This is a genomic window from Bradyrhizobium sp. 25ACV (assembly GCF_054863005.1).
The window spans coordinates 33,070-47,922 of sequence record NZ_JAVAYO010000006.1 but is presented as its reverse complement, the minus strand read 5'-3'; the positions used below and the strand labels follow the sequence as shown (position 1 = coordinate 47,922).

The following is a 14,853-nucleotide window of genomic DNA, read 5'->3' as shown; positions in this document are numbered from 1 at the left end:
CCCGTTGGTTTACGGGAACGGTGTGGAGGCGAAGTTAGGAAGCGCGGTTAACGCTGTGTGAACGGTCGCGCGCAAATGCAACCGAGGTCCGCGATACAGCGGGCAGGAATTGCCGAAAGCATTCGAGGGTGCCGGTCAATTCCTGCCGGCCACGCCACAATCAACCAAGTTCTAACCATCTAACGTGTTGGGGATCCTCGCGTCGGCATTGGCACGTGATTTGCGACATGCCTGCTGCTGACGACGACATGCCTGCTGACGACACAGAGAGGACGCAACGATGAAAAACACCCTGAAGGACTTCCTTGCCGACGAGCGTGGGGCAACGGCGATCGAGTACGGCCTGATCGCGGCCGGCATCGCGCTGGCCATCATCACCGTCGTGAACGGCATGGGCTCCAAGCTCAACAGCAAATTCACCGCGATCAGCGCGTCACTGCGCTGATCGCGTGGGCTCCGCTACGTGCCAGTATCGCCACCACGATCAGCGCCGCGACGACGTTCGCGGCGGGAGCGATCAGGATCGGCATCGTATAGCTGTGGTTGACGTCGTAGGCGAAGCCGGCGGCACTCGGGCCAATCAGCGTGCCGAACGCCACGCTGGTGTAGAGAATGCCGATGATTCCGCTGACATTGCGTCCGCCAAAATAGTCCATGACCACAGAGGGCAGCACCGCGACCCAGCCGCCGTAGAACACGCCGTAGGCGAAGGCAAAAGCGGCGAGGGTCCAGACATCAGCGGCAATGGCCCAGATCGCCATCGCGAGCGCCATTCCGGTCAGGACCAGGATCAGCGAGCGGTCACGGCCCATCCGGTCGGCGAGTGCGCCGAGAAAGAAGCGGCCTGCGGTGCTACCGGCCCCGATCACGCCGAGCAGCAGCACGGCAGAGGACGCCGCGACCCCGTGGTCGCGCGCGTAGGGCACGAGATGGACGAACGGGACGAAGGCTCCGAACGAGCAGACCAGACACGACAAATAGAGGGCGACAAATCGCGTCGATCGGATGGCCTCGCGCACGGATGCGCCGCCGGCGTTGTTGGCGCCCGCCGCATCGCGAGGCGGATCGCCATCGGGGCCGAGGCCGCGGTGCTTCGGATCGTTCTCGATGAGCAGAGACATCCCGCCGCCCAGCACCAGCGCAATCGCGCCCAGCACCAGATAGGCTCCGCGCCAGCCCACCGAGGCGATCAGCAATGAGGCGAGCGGCGGCATCGCCAGCGTACCGAGCCCGATGCCGCTCACCGCGAGCCCTGAGGCAAAGCCGCGGCGCCTGACAAACCAGCGTTGCACCGCGCCGATGGCAGGAACATAGGCGCAGCCGACGCCGAGGCCGACGCCGAGTCCGTAGGCGAGATAGACCTCGACGACGGACCGGGCAGCGCTCGCGGCCGCGAGTCCGACCGCGACCAGGATCATGCCGGCGACGGCCAGCGGACGCGAACCAAACCGGTCGGCGAGGGGACCGCTGACGAGGCCGAGCGCGAAGTACAGAAAGCCCGCGATCGAAAACACCAGCGAGATCGAACCGCGCGAGGCGCCGAAATCGCGCTGGAGTGGCTCGAGGAATGCGCTGAACGTGTAGGCGGAGCCGAAGCCGACGAACATGACGGCAAACGCCGCCGCGACGACGAACCAGCCATGGAAAATGCTTCGCTGAGCGAGCTTGGATTGAATGGTCAATGCTGCCTCCACGAGGTGAGGGAAGGATGGCGACGATGCCAGGACGTGGCCCGCTGGAAGGCCGCGCCGGCGCGCACGAGCGTGGCCTCGCCGAGATGGGCGGCGACGAGTTGGAACGCGATCGGCAGCCCGTCCGCCGACGCACCACCTGGCAGCGTGATGGTGGGATGACCGGTCATGTCGAACGGGCAGGTGTAGCGCTGCAGCTTCGCGATCAGATCCGGCTGTTCGCCGAGCGTCTGGATCATGGCAAGCGTCACTGGCGGGAACGGGTGCACCGGGATCAGCAGCAGGTCGATGGTCTCGAACAGCGCAGTCACCCGGCCGCGTAGCGCCAGTCGCCGCAGCAGGATCTTTTGATAATCGAGAGCAGAGAGAGCGCGGCCGGACTCGATTACGGAGGCGAGGATCGGACCATACTCATCCTTGCGGGCGGGATAGGTCGCCTCATGAGCGACCGCAGCTTCCACCGCACAGTTCGGCGTCCAGTCGGCGATCGCCTGCGTGACGTCGGGAAATCGGACATTGACGGTGTCGGCGCCAAGCGCGCGGAAAGCACCGATGGTGTCCGCCAGCACGCGCTGGGTCCCAACGTCCACGTCCTCGCTGTTCCAGGCAGGATCGACGCCGATCCGCAAGCCCCGCACGTCTTGTGCGGCGGCGGCCGGATAGTCGGGCACCGGATCGATCAGCGATGTCGGGTCGTTCGGATCGTGTCCGGCGATGATGTCGAGCAGCGCACCGGCGTCGGCCGCGCTGCGGCCGATCGGTCCGACATGGTCGAGCGTCGCGGCAAGCTCGAAGGTGCCGTGGCGGCTGACGCGGCCCCAGCTCGGCTTCAATCCGGTCAGGCCGTTGGCGGCGCAGGGCCAGCGGATCGAGCCGCCGGTGTCGGAGCCGAGCGAGCCGAAGCAAAGTCCGGCAGCCGTCGCGACCGCCGAGCCGCTGGACGAAATACCCGGCCAGTAGCTCGCATTCCACGGATTCTTCGGCGGTTTCACCAGCGGATGGTGATCGGCATAAGCGCCCTCGGTGAGTTGCAGCTTGCCGAGGATCACGGCGCCCGCGTTCTTGAGCCGGCGCACGACGGTTGCGTCTTCATTGGGACGAAAGTCGCGATGAAGCGTGGTGCCTGCCGCCGTCGGAACGCCCACGGTCCAGAACAGGTCCTTGAGCGCAATCGGCACGCCATGCAGGGGGCCCCGATACCGGCCCTGCGCGATGTCGGCGTCCGCGGCTTCCGCCTCGGCCATAGCCGTTTCCGCCATCACGTGAACGTAGCTGCCGAGATCGCGGTCGATGGAATCGATCCGGTCGAGTTGCGCGCGCGTCACCTCCCGCGCCGAAATTTCGCGCGCCTTGAGGCGTGCCGCGAGCGTGGTGAGTTCGAGATAGTGCAGGGCGTCGGTCACGGCTCGATTCTCCATTCCGATGATTGCAGAGACGCTCGACCCCGAAGGATCGTTCGACACCAGTATAGATAAGATACAGGTGTCGCTTGCTGTCAACCGGTAAATCTGGTTTACTGGTGTTCAAATCTTTGGTGTTTCGATGTCGAAAGAGTCGCGCAAATTCCAGGTTCCCGACGCGTTGGCGAACCTCTACGATTTCGCCAACACGCTCGATGTTCGCCACTTCACGCATTTCGGCGCGGAGCACCCGGAGAGCGATGAGCTCGGTGGCCCGAAGGACCTGGCAGACTGGATGCGGGAACGCGGCCTTGGCGCCAAGGGCAGCCATGTCACGCCCGCAATGTTCGAGACTGCGCTGAGGATGCGCGAGGCCTTGCGTGCCTATCTGCAGTGTGAGCCGAGCGAGCGGCTCCGGAACAAGAGCGTTCTCGGCGCGCTCAATGACGCGCTGGCGCCGTTTCCGTTGCGGGTCGAGGCGCACCCAGGCCGTTGCGCAACGCTGTCAGCAGCGCGCGAGGATGCGCTTGCCGGCCTGTCGGCCATCGCGATCGAGCTTCATGACGCAACTCTCGTGGGAACGCTGGACCGGCTGAAGATGTGCGCGTCGGAGGAATGCCGCCGGGTGTTCTTCGACCGGTCGAAACCGTCGACGCGGCGGTGGTGCATGTCGACGCTATGCGGCAACCGGATGAAGACGCGCGCTTATCGCGAGCGGCAGCGCGAGGCGAAATAGAGCGGATTGCGCATTCAGGCGCGGTAATGGCCGGACTTGCCGCCGAGCTTTTCGACCAGATGAATGCCCTCAATGCGCACGCCGCGCTCGACCGCCTTGATCATGTCGTAGATGGTGAGGCAGGCGACCGACACGGCCGTGAGGGCCTCCATCTCGACGCCGGTCGGACCCGTCACCTTGACGCTGGCGCGGACGAGGCAGCCCGGTAGTTTTGCGTCGGGCTCGATGTCGAGCGTCACTTTCGACAGCGCCAGTGGATGGCAGAGCGGAATCAGCTCCGAGGTGCGCTTGGCGGCCATGATGCCGGCGATGCGGGCGGTCCCGAGCACGTCGCCCTTCTTGGCATTGCCGGATACGATCAGATCGAGCGTCGCCTTGGTCATGACGACCCGGCCTTCCGCGACTGCAAGCCGCTCGGTCGCCGGCTTATCGGACACGTCGACCATCCGCGCCTCGCCGGAGGAGCCGATATGGGTGAGGGCGGGGACGGCTTTTTTGGCCGGCTTGCGCGCCATGTCAGCGCGTGCCCGTCGCGCGCGCCGCACCCTCGCGCGCGAGCAGCGTGCGCGTCGCGGTGGTGACGTCGGCCTGCCGCATCAGGCTCTCGCCGACCAGGAAGGTCGACATGCCGACGCGCTCGAGCCGGGCGAGATCGGCGGGCGTGAAGATGCCGCTCTCGCCGACCATCAGCCGATCCCCGGGGATCAGCGGCGCCAGTGTTTCGCTGGTCGCGAGCGTGGTCTCGAAGGTGCGAAGATTGCGGTTGTTGACCCCGATCATCGGCGAGCGAAGCTTGAGCGCACGGTCGAGCTCGGCGCGGTCGTGAATCTCGATCAGCACGTCCATGCCGTAGGTGATCGCGGCGTCTTCGAGGTCTTTTGCCGTGGCATCATCGAGCGCGGCCATGATGATCAGGATGCAGTCGGCGCCATGCGCGCGCGCTTCGGCCACCTGGTAGGTGTCGAACATGAAATCCTTGCGCAGCACGGGCAATGCCGTCGCCGTACGCGCCGCCACCATGAAGTCGAGATGGCCCTGGAACGAGGGGGTGTCGGTCAGCACGGACAGGCAGGCCGCGCCGCCGGCTTCATAAGCTTTCGCGAGCGCGGGCGGATCGAAATCGGCGCGGATCAGCCCCTTCGACGGCGACGCTTTCTTCACCTCCGCGATCAGCGCGTAATCGCCGTGGGCGTGCTTGGCTTTGATCGCCTGCACGAAGCCGCGCGGTGCGGCTTGCGCCTTGGCCTTCGCCTCGACCGCCGAGAGCGGCTCGGCGCGCTTGGCGGCCGCGATCTCTTCGCGCTTATAGGCTTCGATCTTGGTCAGGATGTCCGACATGTCAGGCTTGACCGTTCGAGATCGCGATCAGGTGCTTCAGCTTCGCGTTGGCGGCACCGCTGTCGATCGACTTCGTGCCGATCGCGACGCCCTCCTTGAGGTCCTTGGCGCGGCCGGCCACGACCAGCGCGGCGGCGGCGTTCATCAGCGCGACGTCGCGGTAGGCGCTCGGCTTGCCGTCGAGCACGCTCTGCAAGGCGATTGCATTGGCGTCGGCGTCACCGCCCTTGAGCGCGTCGGCCTCGCAGCGTGGCAGGCCGGCGTCCTCAGGCATCACCTCGAAATTCCGGATCTCGCCGTTGTGGAGCGCTGAGACGAAGGTCGGGCCGGTGAGGGTGATCTCGTCGAGGCCGTCGGAGCCGTGGACGACCCAGGCGGATTCGGAGCCGAGGTTCTTCAGCACCTGCGCCAGCGGCTGCACCCATTGCCGCGAGAACACGCCGACCATCTGCCGCTTTACGCCGGCCGGGTTGGACAGGGGGCCGAGCAGATTGAAGATCGTCCGTGTCGCAAGCTCCACCCGAGTCGGGCCGACATTCTTCATGGCCGGGTGATGGGCGGGAGCGAACATGAAGCCGATGCCGCATTCGCGCACGCAGTGGCCGATCTGCTCGGGCCTGAGGTCGATCTTCACCCCGAGCGAGGCCAGCACGTCGGCGGCACCCGAGCGCGACGACAGCGCGCGGTTGCCGTGCTTGGCCACCGGCACGCCGGCGCCGGAGACGATGAAGGAAGCGCAGGTCGAGACGTTGACCGAGCCGGAGCCGTCGCCGCCGGTGCCGACAATGTCGACGGCTTCAGGCGGTGCCGTCACGCTCAGCATCTTGGAGCGCATTGCCGTAACGGCGCCGGTGATCTCGTCCACGGTCTCGCCGCGCACCCGCAGCGCCATCAACAAGCCGCCCATCTGCGAGGGCGTGGCCTCGCCACTCATCATGGCGTCGAAGGCGGAAGCCGCTTCCTCACGCGACAGGCTGGCGCCGGTCGCCACTTTTCCAATGATCGATTTCAGGTCGTCCATCGCGTGCTTTCAACTTACTGCTGGTTCGCGCCGGTCACCTGCGCGAAGGCGGCCTGATTAATGGTGGTCCCGATGTCGGTTTCAAGCTTGTTGACGTAGGAAGCGACCTGCTCCTCGGTCTGGGCACGGTCGAGGCTTTCCTTCAGCTTCTTGACCGCGTCGGAGGCGGCGTCGACCGCGGGTTCGACGATGTCGGTGACGCGGAAGACGATCACCTCGGTGCCCCCCGTCACCGGCGTTTGTCCGACGCCGTCCTTGGCGGTGCGGAAGGCGGCCGCCACGACGGATGCAGGCACGCTGGCGGGCGTATCGTCGCGCTTGAAGCCGGTTGCAGTCTCGACCTTGGCGCCGATCGCTGCGGCCTCATCGGCGAGCTTGCCGCCTGCTTCGAGCTTCTGCACCATTTCGGTCGCCTTGGCCTTCAGCTTGGTGGCGATCTGGTCCTGGCGCCAGCGCGCCTCGACCTGGTCGCGGACCTCGTCCAGATTGCGGTCGCGCGAAGGCGTGATGGCGAGCACGTCGTACCAGACATAGCCGCCCTTGAACGAGATCGAGTCGTTGTCGACGCCAACATCGGTGTTGAAGGCCTGCGACACCACGTCGAGGCCCTGCGGAATGTTGGCGACCGGCTGGCCGTTGGGGGCGCGGCCGGAGCGGTCGACCGCGTCGATGGTCACGGCGGTGAGGCCGAGCTTCTGCGCCGCGTCGATCACGCTGGCGCCGCCGCCGCGCTCGTCTTCCATCTTGTCGCGGAGATCGGCGACCTTGACGCGTGCGCGCTCGGTGGCGATCTCGCGCTTGATGTCGCCGGCAAGGCTGGCGTAGTCCGCCTCTTTGCCCGGCTCGATCTTGTCGACCCTCACGATCGCAACGCCAAGCCCGCCCTGGATCGGCTGGCTGATCTCGCCGACGGGAAGCGCGAAGGCGGCATCGCCGACCGCGGCAGCGAGCGAAGACTTGGTCACGTGGCCGAGGTCGACGTCGGAGGCGCTCAGCCCGCGCTCCTTGCCGAGATCCTCGAACGACATTCCGCCGACGAGGCGCTCGCGCGCGGCCTGCGCGTCGGTCACATTGGGAAACACGATCTGCTGGATCTGGCGCTTCTCAGGCGTGCCGAGCCGGTCCTTGCGCTGCTCGAACACCTTCTTGGCGTCCTCGTCGGAGACCTCGCTCCACTTTCCGATTTCTTCCGGCGAGACCACGACGAAGGAGATCTTGCGGTATTCGGGCGCGCGGAACTGGACCTTGTGGTCCTCGAAATAGGCGGCGAGCGCCTCGGGCGAGGGCGCGTCGATCTGGCCGGCCTGGGCGGCATCGAGCCTGACGAATTCGATGGCGCGCTGCTCGTTCTGGAAGCGCGTCAGCACGTCGATCATGGCCTTCGGCGGCTCGAGGCCGGCGCCGATCGTGCCGGTGATCTGCCGGCGCAGCGAGACCTTGCGCTGCTCGGCGACGTAGCGCTGCTCGGTATAGCCGAAATTGCGGATCACGGCCTGGAATCGGTTCGCATCGAAGCTGCCGCCGACGCCCTTGAAGTTGGGGTCGTTCATGATGACCTGGCGGATCTGGTCGTCGGACTGGCCGAGCCCGAGCCGGCGCGCCTCTTCGTCGAGGGCGGCTTCGGCGATCGTCTGCTGCAGCACCTGGCGGTCGAGGCCGAAGGCGCGCGCCTGGTCGGGCGTCAGCGGACGGCCGAACTGACGGCTGATCTGTTGCAGGCGGTCCGTATAGATCTGGCGGAACTCGTTCAGCGAAATCTCGGTGCTGCCGATCTTGGCCACCGTGGACTGCCCGAAGCCCTTGAAGATGTCGGCGATGCCCCAAATGCCGAAACTGACGATCAATACGCCCATCACCACGGCCATAATGGTCTTGCCGAGCCAGTTTGATGAGGCCTTGCGCATTCCTCGAAGCATTTGGTCCAACTTGTTTGAGCGGGAGGGGAACGGGATCGCGTCTTAATGCAGATTCAGCAAAAGCGCGTCACCAAATTGATCAATCATCATAAAGTGGTGGCTTTCCCCCCGCAACCTCGGGTCCGGCGACCGTTTGCGGCTGCGGTTAAAAGCCTCTGGTCTCTGGAACTGCAGCAGGTCCTCTGCTAGCGCATGCACAAACCTCATTTTGCTGGAAATTGACATGACCGACGCCATCCGCCCCCTGATCGCCGGCAATTGGAAAATGAACGGCCTGAACGCCCAGGCTGCCGAGTTCGACGCCATGCTCAATGGTGCGGCCGAGGTGAGCGGCAAGGCCGATCTGCTGGTCTGCCCGCCTGCGACGCTAATTGCGGCCTTCGCCGACAAGGCGCGCGGCAAGAAAGTCGGGGTCGGCGCCCAGGATTGCCACCCCAAGGCCTCCGGTGCCCATACCGGCGATATCGCCGCCGAAATGCTGGCTGATGCCGGGGCAACGGCCATCATCGTCGGCCATTCCGAGCGCCGCGCCGACCACGGCGAGGGCGATGCCCTGATCCGGCAGAAGGCCGAGGCCGCCTGGCGGGCCGGCGCGACGGCGATCGTCTGCATCGGCGAGACCCAGGCCCAGCGCGACGCCGGCCAGACCCTGGACATCCTGCGCGGGCAGCTCGCCGGCTCCCTGCCTGAGGGCTCGACGGCCGCGAATCTCATCGTGGCCTATGAGCCGGTATGGGCGATCGGCACCGGGCTCACCCCCACAGCCAAGGATGTCGAGCAGATTCATGGGTTTATCCGGGAGGTCCTGACCTCCCGGTTCAAGACCGACGGGGCGAAGATGCGCATCCTCTATGGCGGCTCGGTCAAGCCCTCGAATGCGGCCGAGCTGATGGCGGTCAAGAACGTCAACGGCGCCCTGGTCGGCGGCGCCAGCCTGAAGGCGGCCGATTTCCTTGCGATCGCCAAGGGCTGCCCCTAGCTAACCTCAAAGCGGCTGATCCGGACCCGATCGGGGGTGGCAATGCCCCCTCTGATCGTGTAACACCGCGCAACTTCAGGAAAACCCGCGAAGCGCGATCGGCCGCCGTCAGGCGCCGCCCGCTTGTGACGGAAGGATACTATGCAGACCGTTGTCATCGTCATCCACCTCATGATCGTCGCCGTTATGATCGGCGCCGTCCTGCTCCAGAAGTCGGAAGGCGGCGGCCTCGGCATGGGCGGCGGCGCAGGCTTCATGTCGAGCCGCGGCACCGCGAACCTCTTGACGCGGACCACCGCGATTCTTGCCGCCGGCTTCTTCCTCACCAGCATGTTCCTGTCCTGGCATGCGGGCTACAGCCGCGCGCCGTCGTCGATCATCGGCACGCCGGCGTCACAGGGCCAGCCGGCCGGCGGATCGCCGATCGCGCCGCCGACCTCGGGCGGCATCCTGGATTCGCTGAAGAAGGCCGACGAGCAGCAGCAGGCGCCGGCTCCGAGCGGCCCGCAGGTGCCTCATTCGCAATAAAGCAGGGGGGCCATGCAGGGCGGTGGCTACCGTCCTGCATCAACAATCCCCATCAAGGCACTGTCACCACTCTTAGTTTTGGCTCACCCACAGGCCCGCAGAATCTTTGGGGCGGAATACGAATCGCTTTGGCGAATCGAATTCGAGGGATTAGAGGTTAAGTCCCATGGCGCGGTACATATTCATCACCGGCGGCGTGGTTTCTTCGCTCGGCAAGGGTCTGGCTTCAGCGGCACTCGGTGCGCTGTTGCAAGCCCGGGGCTACAAGGTCCGCCTCCGCAAGCTCGACCCCTATCTCAACCTCGATCCCGGAACGATGTCGCCGTATCAGCACGGCGAAGTGTTCGTGACCGATGACGGCGCGGAGACCGATCTCGATCTCGGTCACTACGAGCGCTTCACCGGCCGTCCTGCGACCAAGCAGGACAACATCACCACGGGACGCATCTACCAGGACATCATCTCCAAGGAGCGCCGCGGCGATTATCTCGGCGCGACCATCCAGGTGGTTCCGCACGTCACCAACGCGATCAAGGAATTCGTCCTCTCCGGCAATGACGACTACGATTTCGTGCTGGTCGAGATCGGCGGCACCGTCGGCGACATCGAGGGCCTGCCGTTCTTCGAGGCGATCCGCCAGCTCAAGAACGAGCTGCCGCGCGATCACGCCATCTACATCCACCTCACGCTGCTGCCTTACATTCCGAGCGCCGGTGAGTTGAAGACCAAGCCGACGCAGCACTCCGTGAAGGAGCTGCGCTCGATCGGCATTCAGCCGGACATCCTGCTCTGCCGTACCGACCGCGAGATTCCGAAAGAGGAGCGGCGCAAGCTGGGGCTGTTCTGCAACGTGCGTGAAAGCGCCGTGATCGAGGCGCGTGACGCCGACAGCATCTACGCCGTGCCCGAGGCCTATCACGCGGCGGGCCTCGACGACGAAGTGCTTGCCGCCTTCGGCATCGAATCGCGCATCCCGCCGGTGCTCCAGAGCTGGCACCAGATCAACGAACGCATCCGCAATCCCGAGGGCAACGTCACCATCGCCATCGTCGGCAAATATACCGGCATGAAGGATGCGTATAAGTCGCTGATCGAGGCGCTCTCGCATGGCGGCATCGCCAACAAGGTCAAGGTCAACCTCGACTGGATCGAGAGCGAGATCTTCGAGAAGGAAGATCCCGCGCCGTTCCTCGAGCACGTCAACGGCATCCTGGTGCCCGGCGGATTCGGTCAGCGCGGTGCGGAAGGCAAGATCCGCGCGGCGCAGTTCGCGCGCGAACGCGACGTGCCGTATTTCGGCATCTGCTTCGGCATGCAGATGGCGGTGATCGAGGCCGCACGAAATCTCGTCGGCATCGAGGACGCCAACTCCACCGAGTTCGGCCCGACCAAGGAGCCGCTGGTCGGCCTGATGACGGAGTGGCTGCGCGGCAACGAGCTCGAGAAGCGCTCGCAGGCCGGCGATCTCGGTGGCACGATGCGGCTTGGTGCCTATCCCGCCGCGCTCAACCGCGGCAGCCGCGTCTCGCAGGTCTATGGCGGCGCCACCGAGATTTCCGAACGCCACCGCCACCGCTACGAGGTCAACACCGCCTACAAGGACCGCCTCGAGCAGCACGGCCTGAAATTCTCAGGCCTGTCGCCCGACGGCGTGCTGCCTGAAATCGTCGAGTACGAAGACCATCCCTGGTTCATCGGCGTCCAGTTCCATCCCGAGCTGAAGTCGCGGCCGTTCGAGCCGCATCCGCTGTTCGCGTCCTTCGTTCGGGCGGCGATGGTGCAGAGCCGGCTGGTGTAGCGCACGCTCTCCCTTTGACGATTGCGCGTTTTGTTGCGACAAGCTCCCTGCAAGAACAACGATGCAGGAGTGAACTCCAATGATCTACGAAATGCGCGTCTATCGCTGTGTCCCCGGCCGGCTGCCGGCGCTGTTGAAGCGGTTCGAGACCGCAACGCTGAAGATCTGGGAGAAGCACGGCATCAAGCAGGCCGGGTTCTTCACGACCGTGATCGGTGAATCCAACCAGGATCTGACCTATTTCCTCGCCTGGGACTCCCTCGCCGAGCGCGAGAAGAAGTGGAGCGCGTTCATGACCGATCCGGACTGGATGAAGGCGCGCGCCGAGAGCGAAGCCGACGGCCAGATCGTCGCCAACATCGTCAGCCAGATCCTGACGCCGACCGCCTTCTCCTCGGTCAAGTAGCAGCTCCTGCAAGGGGGGCGCCGGGGAGCCCCGGCGCAACCCTGTTATTCAAGCAGCCCGGCCCGAATAGGGTTGATCCGACCCTCATCGCGGCTATGGTCGCGCCGAAACGAGGGATTGGCCTTGAGCTCTTCGAATTCAGCGGCGCCGGTCGTCACCATCGGCACAGTCAAGTTCGGCAATGATCTGCCGATCTCGATCATTGCAGGACCCTGCCAGCTCGAAAGCCGTCAGCATGCGCTGGAGGTCGCCTCCGCGCTGAAGGAGATCGCGGCACGGCTGAACATCGGCCTCGTCTACAAGACCTCGTTCGACAAGGCCAACCGCACCAGCGCGTCGGCGGCGCGCGGGCTGGGCCTCGCGCAGTCGCTGCCGATCTTCGCCGAAATCCGCTCCTCGCTCGGCCTGCCTGTCCTGACCGACGTGCACGAGGCCACGCAATGCGCCGAGGTGGCGCAGGCCGTGGACATCCTGCAGATCCCCGCTTTCCTCTGCCGGCAGACCGATCTGCTGCTCGCTGCCGCCGCGACCGGCAAGGTCGTCAACGTCAAGAAGGGGCAGTTTCTGGCGCCGTGGGACATGGCGAATGTCGTCACGAAGATCACCAGCGCGGATAATCCCAACGTGCTCGTCACCGAGCGCGGGGCGTCCTTCGGCTACAACACGCTGGTCTCCGACATGCGCGCGCTGCCGATCCTGGCGCGCACCACCGGCGCGCCCGTCATCTTCGACGCCACCCATTCAGTGCAGCAGCCGGGCGGGAAGGGGACCTCGTCGGGCGGTGAGCGCGAATTCGTGCCGGTGCTGGCGCGCGCGGCTGTTGCCGTTGGGGTTGCCGGCGTCTTCATCGAGACCCACCCGGATCCTGATCGCGCGCCCTCCGACGGACCCAACATGGTGCCGCTGCGCGAATTCGAGGGGCTGATCGCCAGACTGAAGGCGTTCGACGCGCTGGCAAAGAACCCGCGCTGATGCAGCAAGGCGAGGCGCGGCCGCACGATCACGGCCTGCCGGCCGCCCTCTACGTCATATCGGGAGCGAGCTTCGCCGCAGCGCTTTCGGCGCGCGCGCTCGATCCGGTGCTGCCGCACGTCGCCGAGGATTTTGGCGTCAGCATTGCCACCGCCGCGGGCTTTGCCGCGGTGTTCGCCTTCACCTTCTCGATCATCCAGCCGATTGTCGGCGCCGCCGCCGATCTGTTCGGCAAGACGCGGCTGATGATCGGCTGCCTCGCGCTGCTTGGTCTTGCCAACATCCTGGGCGCACTCTCGTCCTCGTTCTCGGTTCTGTTTGCGACCCGCATCCTCGCCGGCATCGGCTCCGGCGGCGTGTTTCCGGTGGCGCTGAGCCTGACCAGCGATCTCGTCGGGCCCGAGAAACGTCAGGTCGCGATCAGCCGCACGCTTGCCGGCGCCATGACCGGCAATCTGCTCGGCGCCTCCGCCTCCGGGCTGATCGGCGACTTTCTTGGCTGGCGCGGCGTGCTCGCGGTGCTCGGTGCGCTCGTGATCGTGGCGTCGATCGCGGTCGCCGCCGGCTTTCGCGGGGCCAAGGTCAAGCACCCGCCGAAGACGAGCCTGTCGGCGCTGAAGGCCGGCTATCGCACCATCTTCACCAATCCGAATGCCTATGTCTGCTATTCGGCGGTGTTCATCGAAGGCTGCTGCGTGCTCGGCCTGTTTCCCTACGTCGCCTCGTTCCTGTTCGAGCTCGGGCAGACCTCGCTGTCGATCGCCGGCATGGTCATCGCCGGCTTTGCGGTCGGCGGCCTGTTCTACACGCTGACGGTGTCGCGTCTGCTGCCGTGGCTCGGCGTCAAGGGCATGATGATCGCAGGCATGACACTGGTCGCCTCGCAGCTCGTCGCCGTCGCGTTCGGTCCGCGCTGGGAAGTGCAGGCGCTGAATCTCATCGTGATGGGATGGGGCTTCTACATCGCCCATGGCTGTCTGCAGGTGTTCGCCAGCGAGCTCTCGGTCGAGGCGCGCGCCACCGCGTTGTCGCTGCATTCGTTCTTTTTCTTCATGGGGCAGACGGTGGGACCGCTCGCCTATGGCTTCGGGCTCCAGCATGCCGGCAAGATGCCGACCCTGTTCGCGAGTGCAGCGATCATGATCGTGCTGGGCTTCGTCTGCGCTCAATTGCTCAAGCCGCGGGCACCGTCCGACGCGCGCTGACGGCGCCTCGTCCGGCGGAGGCGTCGACCGGGCGAGACTTGGCTAATTCGCCCCGGCGGCGGTGATCGGCTCCATGCCACTTCCGATGATCGCTTCGCGCGCGGCTGGGGAGGCCAGGAACTTGATCAAGGCGCGGCCTGCCTCGGGTTCCTTCGAAGCGGTCGCAATCCCGGCGGAGAAGATCGTGATCTTCTGCAAATCGTTCGGCAGCGGTCCGACGATATCGATGCCCTTGACGGGCTTCAGCTCGCTGATCTGCTGGAAGCCGAGCTCGGCTTCGCCATGCGCGACGATCTCGCCGACCGGCGTTGCCGGGATCTTGCGCGCCTTGTCCTTCATGACATCGGCAATGCCCAGCCTGTCGAACATCTCGGTCGAAACGTAGACGCCGCTGGCGCTGTCGGAATAGGCGATCGTCTTTGCCGCGAGGAGTGCGCGCTTGACTGCTTCCACCGAGCTGATGTCCGGCTTGGGCGCACCCGATTTCACGGCGACCCCGATCGGCGACTTGGTCAAATCGACCTGGCTGCCGGCAACGACCTTGCCCTTGCTCGCGAGGTCGGCGAGGGCATAGCCCACCATGATCAGGACATCGGCCGCCTCGCCGCGTTCGAGCCGCACCGGGATTGCATTCGCCGTCGTTCCCATCGACGGTCCATATTCCGTCAGCACCTTGTGGCCGGTGGCCTTCTCGAATTCCGGCACGAGCGCCTTGTAGGCGGCCGTCAATCCGCCCGAGATCATCACCCGGACCTCGGCGGCACCGGCCGAGCCGGTCAGCCAGAGGACGCTGAGAAGGCCCAGAGCAAACTTGAAGGCGAAGGCACGGAATGCTGACATCGATTTCATGGGTCCGTCTCCCT

Annotated in this window: 15 protein-coding genes; 8 read left to right on the top strand and 7 right to left on the bottom strand. The window is 65.5% G+C overall.

What is annotated here, in order from left to right; genetic code table 11:
* Positions 1–280: 280 nt before the first annotated feature.
* A complete protein-coding gene (locus RAD04_RS15365) occupies positions 281–445 on the top strand; it encodes a Flp family type IVb pilin (protein WP_461624444.1) in 165 nt (54 codons plus the stop codon).
* On the opposite strand, the gene RAD04_RS15360 is transcribed toward RAD04_RS15365, so the two are convergent.
* Both RAD04_RS15360 and RAD04_RS15355 read right to left on the bottom strand, forming a co-directional pair.
* Positions 426–1,682, bottom strand: a complete 1,257-nt coding sequence (locus RAD04_RS15360) for an MFS transporter (protein WP_461624443.1) — start codon at positions 1,680–1,682, stop codon at positions 426–428. The two genes, RAD04_RS15365 and RAD04_RS15360, sit on opposite strands and share 20 nt — an antisense overlap.
* Entirely contained in the window at positions 1,679–3,094 is a 1,416-nt protein-coding gene (locus tag RAD04_RS15355) for an amidase (RefSeq protein ID WP_461624442.1), read from the bottom strand. The genes RAD04_RS15360 and RAD04_RS15355 overlap by 4 nt, the downstream gene beginning before the upstream one ends.
* A gap of 139 nt (positions 3,095–3,233) precedes the next feature.
* On the opposite strand from RAD04_RS15355, the gene RAD04_RS15350 reads away from it, so the two are divergent.
* Positions 3,234–3,827, top strand: coding sequence for a CGNR zinc finger domain-containing protein (locus RAD04_RS15350; RefSeq protein ID WP_461624441.1), 594 nt, complete (start codon positions 3,234–3,236; stop codon positions 3,825–3,827).
* 14 nt (positions 3,828–3,841) lie between these two features.
* On the opposite strand, the gene moaC is transcribed toward RAD04_RS15350, so the two are convergent.
* Genes moaC through RAD04_RS15330 form a run of 4 tightly spaced genes read right to left on the bottom strand, consistent with a single transcriptional unit; the run spans position 3,842 to position 8,102 of the window.
* Complete coding sequence (moaC, locus tag RAD04_RS15345; protein WP_461624440.1) at positions 3,842–4,342, bottom strand: cyclic pyranopterin monophosphate synthase MoaC; 501 nt, start codon at positions 4,340–4,342, stop codon at positions 3,842–3,844.
* 1 nt (position 4,343) lies between these two features.
* Entirely contained in the window at positions 4,344–5,165 is an 822-nt protein-coding gene (trpC, locus tag RAD04_RS15340) for an indole-3-glycerol phosphate synthase TrpC (RefSeq protein WP_461624439.1), read from the bottom strand.
* A 1-nt stretch (position 5,166) separates the two neighbouring features.
* Positions 5,167–6,186, bottom strand: a complete 1,020-nt coding sequence (gene trpD, locus RAD04_RS15335; RefSeq protein ID WP_461624438.1) for an anthranilate phosphoribosyltransferase — start codon at positions 6,184–6,186, stop codon at positions 5,167–5,169.
* Between the two features lie 14 nt (positions 6,187–6,200).
* Entirely contained in the window at positions 6,201–8,102 is a 1,902-nt protein-coding gene (locus RAD04_RS15330) for a SurA N-terminal domain-containing protein (protein ID WP_461624437.1), read from the bottom strand.
* 223 nt (positions 8,103–8,325) lie between these two features.
* Here RAD04_RS15330 and tpiA point away from each other — a divergent pair, with 223 nt between their 5' ends.
* The 6 genes from tpiA (at position 8,326) to RAD04_RS15300 (ending at position 13,990) form a co-directional block, all read left to right on the top strand.
* Positions 8,326–9,081, top strand: a complete 756-nt coding sequence (tpiA, locus tag RAD04_RS15325; RefSeq protein WP_461624436.1) for a triose-phosphate isomerase — start codon at positions 8,326–8,328, stop codon at positions 9,079–9,081.
* 141 nt (positions 9,082–9,222) lie between these two features.
* Complete coding sequence (gene secG / locus RAD04_RS15320; protein ID WP_461624435.1) at positions 9,223–9,609, top strand: preprotein translocase subunit SecG; 387 nt, start codon at positions 9,223–9,225, stop codon at positions 9,607–9,609.
* 166 nt (positions 9,610–9,775) lie between these two features.
* Positions 9,776–11,407 (top strand): CTP synthase, encoded by a 1,632-nt coding sequence (locus tag RAD04_RS15315; protein ID WP_461624434.1) that lies wholly within the window; start codon positions 9,776–9,778, stop codon positions 11,405–11,407.
* Between the two features lie 79 nt (positions 11,408–11,486).
* A complete protein-coding gene (locus RAD04_RS15310) occupies positions 11,487–11,813 on the top strand; it encodes an NIPSNAP family protein (protein ID WP_461624433.1) in 327 nt (108 codons plus the stop codon).
* Between the two features lie 123 nt (positions 11,814–11,936).
* Positions 11,937–12,785 (top strand): 3-deoxy-8-phosphooctulonate synthase, encoded by an 849-nt coding sequence (gene kdsA / locus RAD04_RS15305; protein ID WP_461624432.1) that lies wholly within the window; start codon positions 11,937–11,939, stop codon positions 12,783–12,785.
* Positions 12,785–13,990, top strand: coding sequence for an MFS transporter (locus RAD04_RS15300; protein ID WP_461624431.1), 1,206 nt, complete (start codon positions 12,785–12,787; stop codon positions 13,988–13,990). Before kdsA ends, RAD04_RS15300 begins: the two co-directional genes overlap by 1 nt.
* 42 nt (positions 13,991–14,032) lie before the next feature.
* Here RAD04_RS15300 and RAD04_RS15295 read toward each other — a convergent pair whose 3' ends face one another.
* Complete coding sequence (locus RAD04_RS15295) at positions 14,033–14,839, bottom strand: substrate-binding domain-containing protein (protein ID WP_461624430.1); 807 nt, start codon at positions 14,837–14,839, stop codon at positions 14,033–14,035.
* Between the last annotated feature and the right edge of the window lie 14 nt (positions 14,840–14,853).

What these genes read in the sequence shown, in the direction of transcription:
- RAD04_RS15365 (WP_461624444.1), top strand. Translation starts at nt 281, where the DNA reads ATGAAAAACACCCTGAAGGACTTCCTTGCCGACGAGCGTGGGGCAACG.
- RAD04_RS15350 (WP_461624441.1), top strand. Translation starts at nt 3,234, where the DNA reads ATGTCGAAAGAGTCGCGCAAATTCCAGGTTCCCGACGCGTTGGCGAAC.
- moaC (WP_461624440.1), bottom strand. Translation starts at nt 4,342, where the DNA reads ATGGCGCGCAAGCCGGCCAAAAAAGCCGTCCCCGCCCTCACCCATATC.
- trpC (WP_461624439.1), bottom strand. Translation starts at nt 5,165, where the DNA reads ATGTCGGACATCCTGACCAAGATCGAAGCCTATAAGCGCGAAGAGATC.
- trpD (WP_461624438.1), bottom strand. Translation starts at nt 6,186, where the DNA reads ATGGACGACCTGAAATCGATCATTGGAAAAGTGGCGACCGGCGCCAGC.
- RAD04_RS15330 (WP_461624437.1), bottom strand. Translation starts at nt 8,102, where the DNA reads ATGCTTCGAGGAATGCGCAAGGCCTCATCAAACTGGCTCGGCAAGACC.
- tpiA (WP_461624436.1), top strand. Translation starts at nt 8,326, where the DNA reads ATGACCGACGCCATCCGCCCCCTGATCGCCGGCAATTGGAAAATGAAC.
- secG (WP_461624435.1), top strand. Translation starts at nt 9,223, where the DNA reads ATGCAGACCGTTGTCATCGTCATCCACCTCATGATCGTCGCCGTTATG.
- RAD04_RS15315 (WP_461624434.1), top strand. Translation starts at nt 9,776, where the DNA reads ATGGCGCGGTACATATTCATCACCGGCGGCGTGGTTTCTTCGCTCGGC.
- RAD04_RS15310 (WP_461624433.1), top strand. Translation starts at nt 11,487, where the DNA reads ATGATCTACGAAATGCGCGTCTATCGCTGTGTCCCCGGCCGGCTGCCG.
- RAD04_RS15300 (WP_461624431.1), top strand. Translation starts at nt 12,785, where the DNA reads ATGCAGCAAGGCGAGGCGCGGCCGCACGATCACGGCCTGCCGGCCGCC.
- RAD04_RS15295 (WP_461624430.1), bottom strand. Translation starts at nt 14,839, where the DNA reads ATGAAATCGATGTCAGCATTCCGTGCCTTCGCCTTCAAGTTTGCTCTG.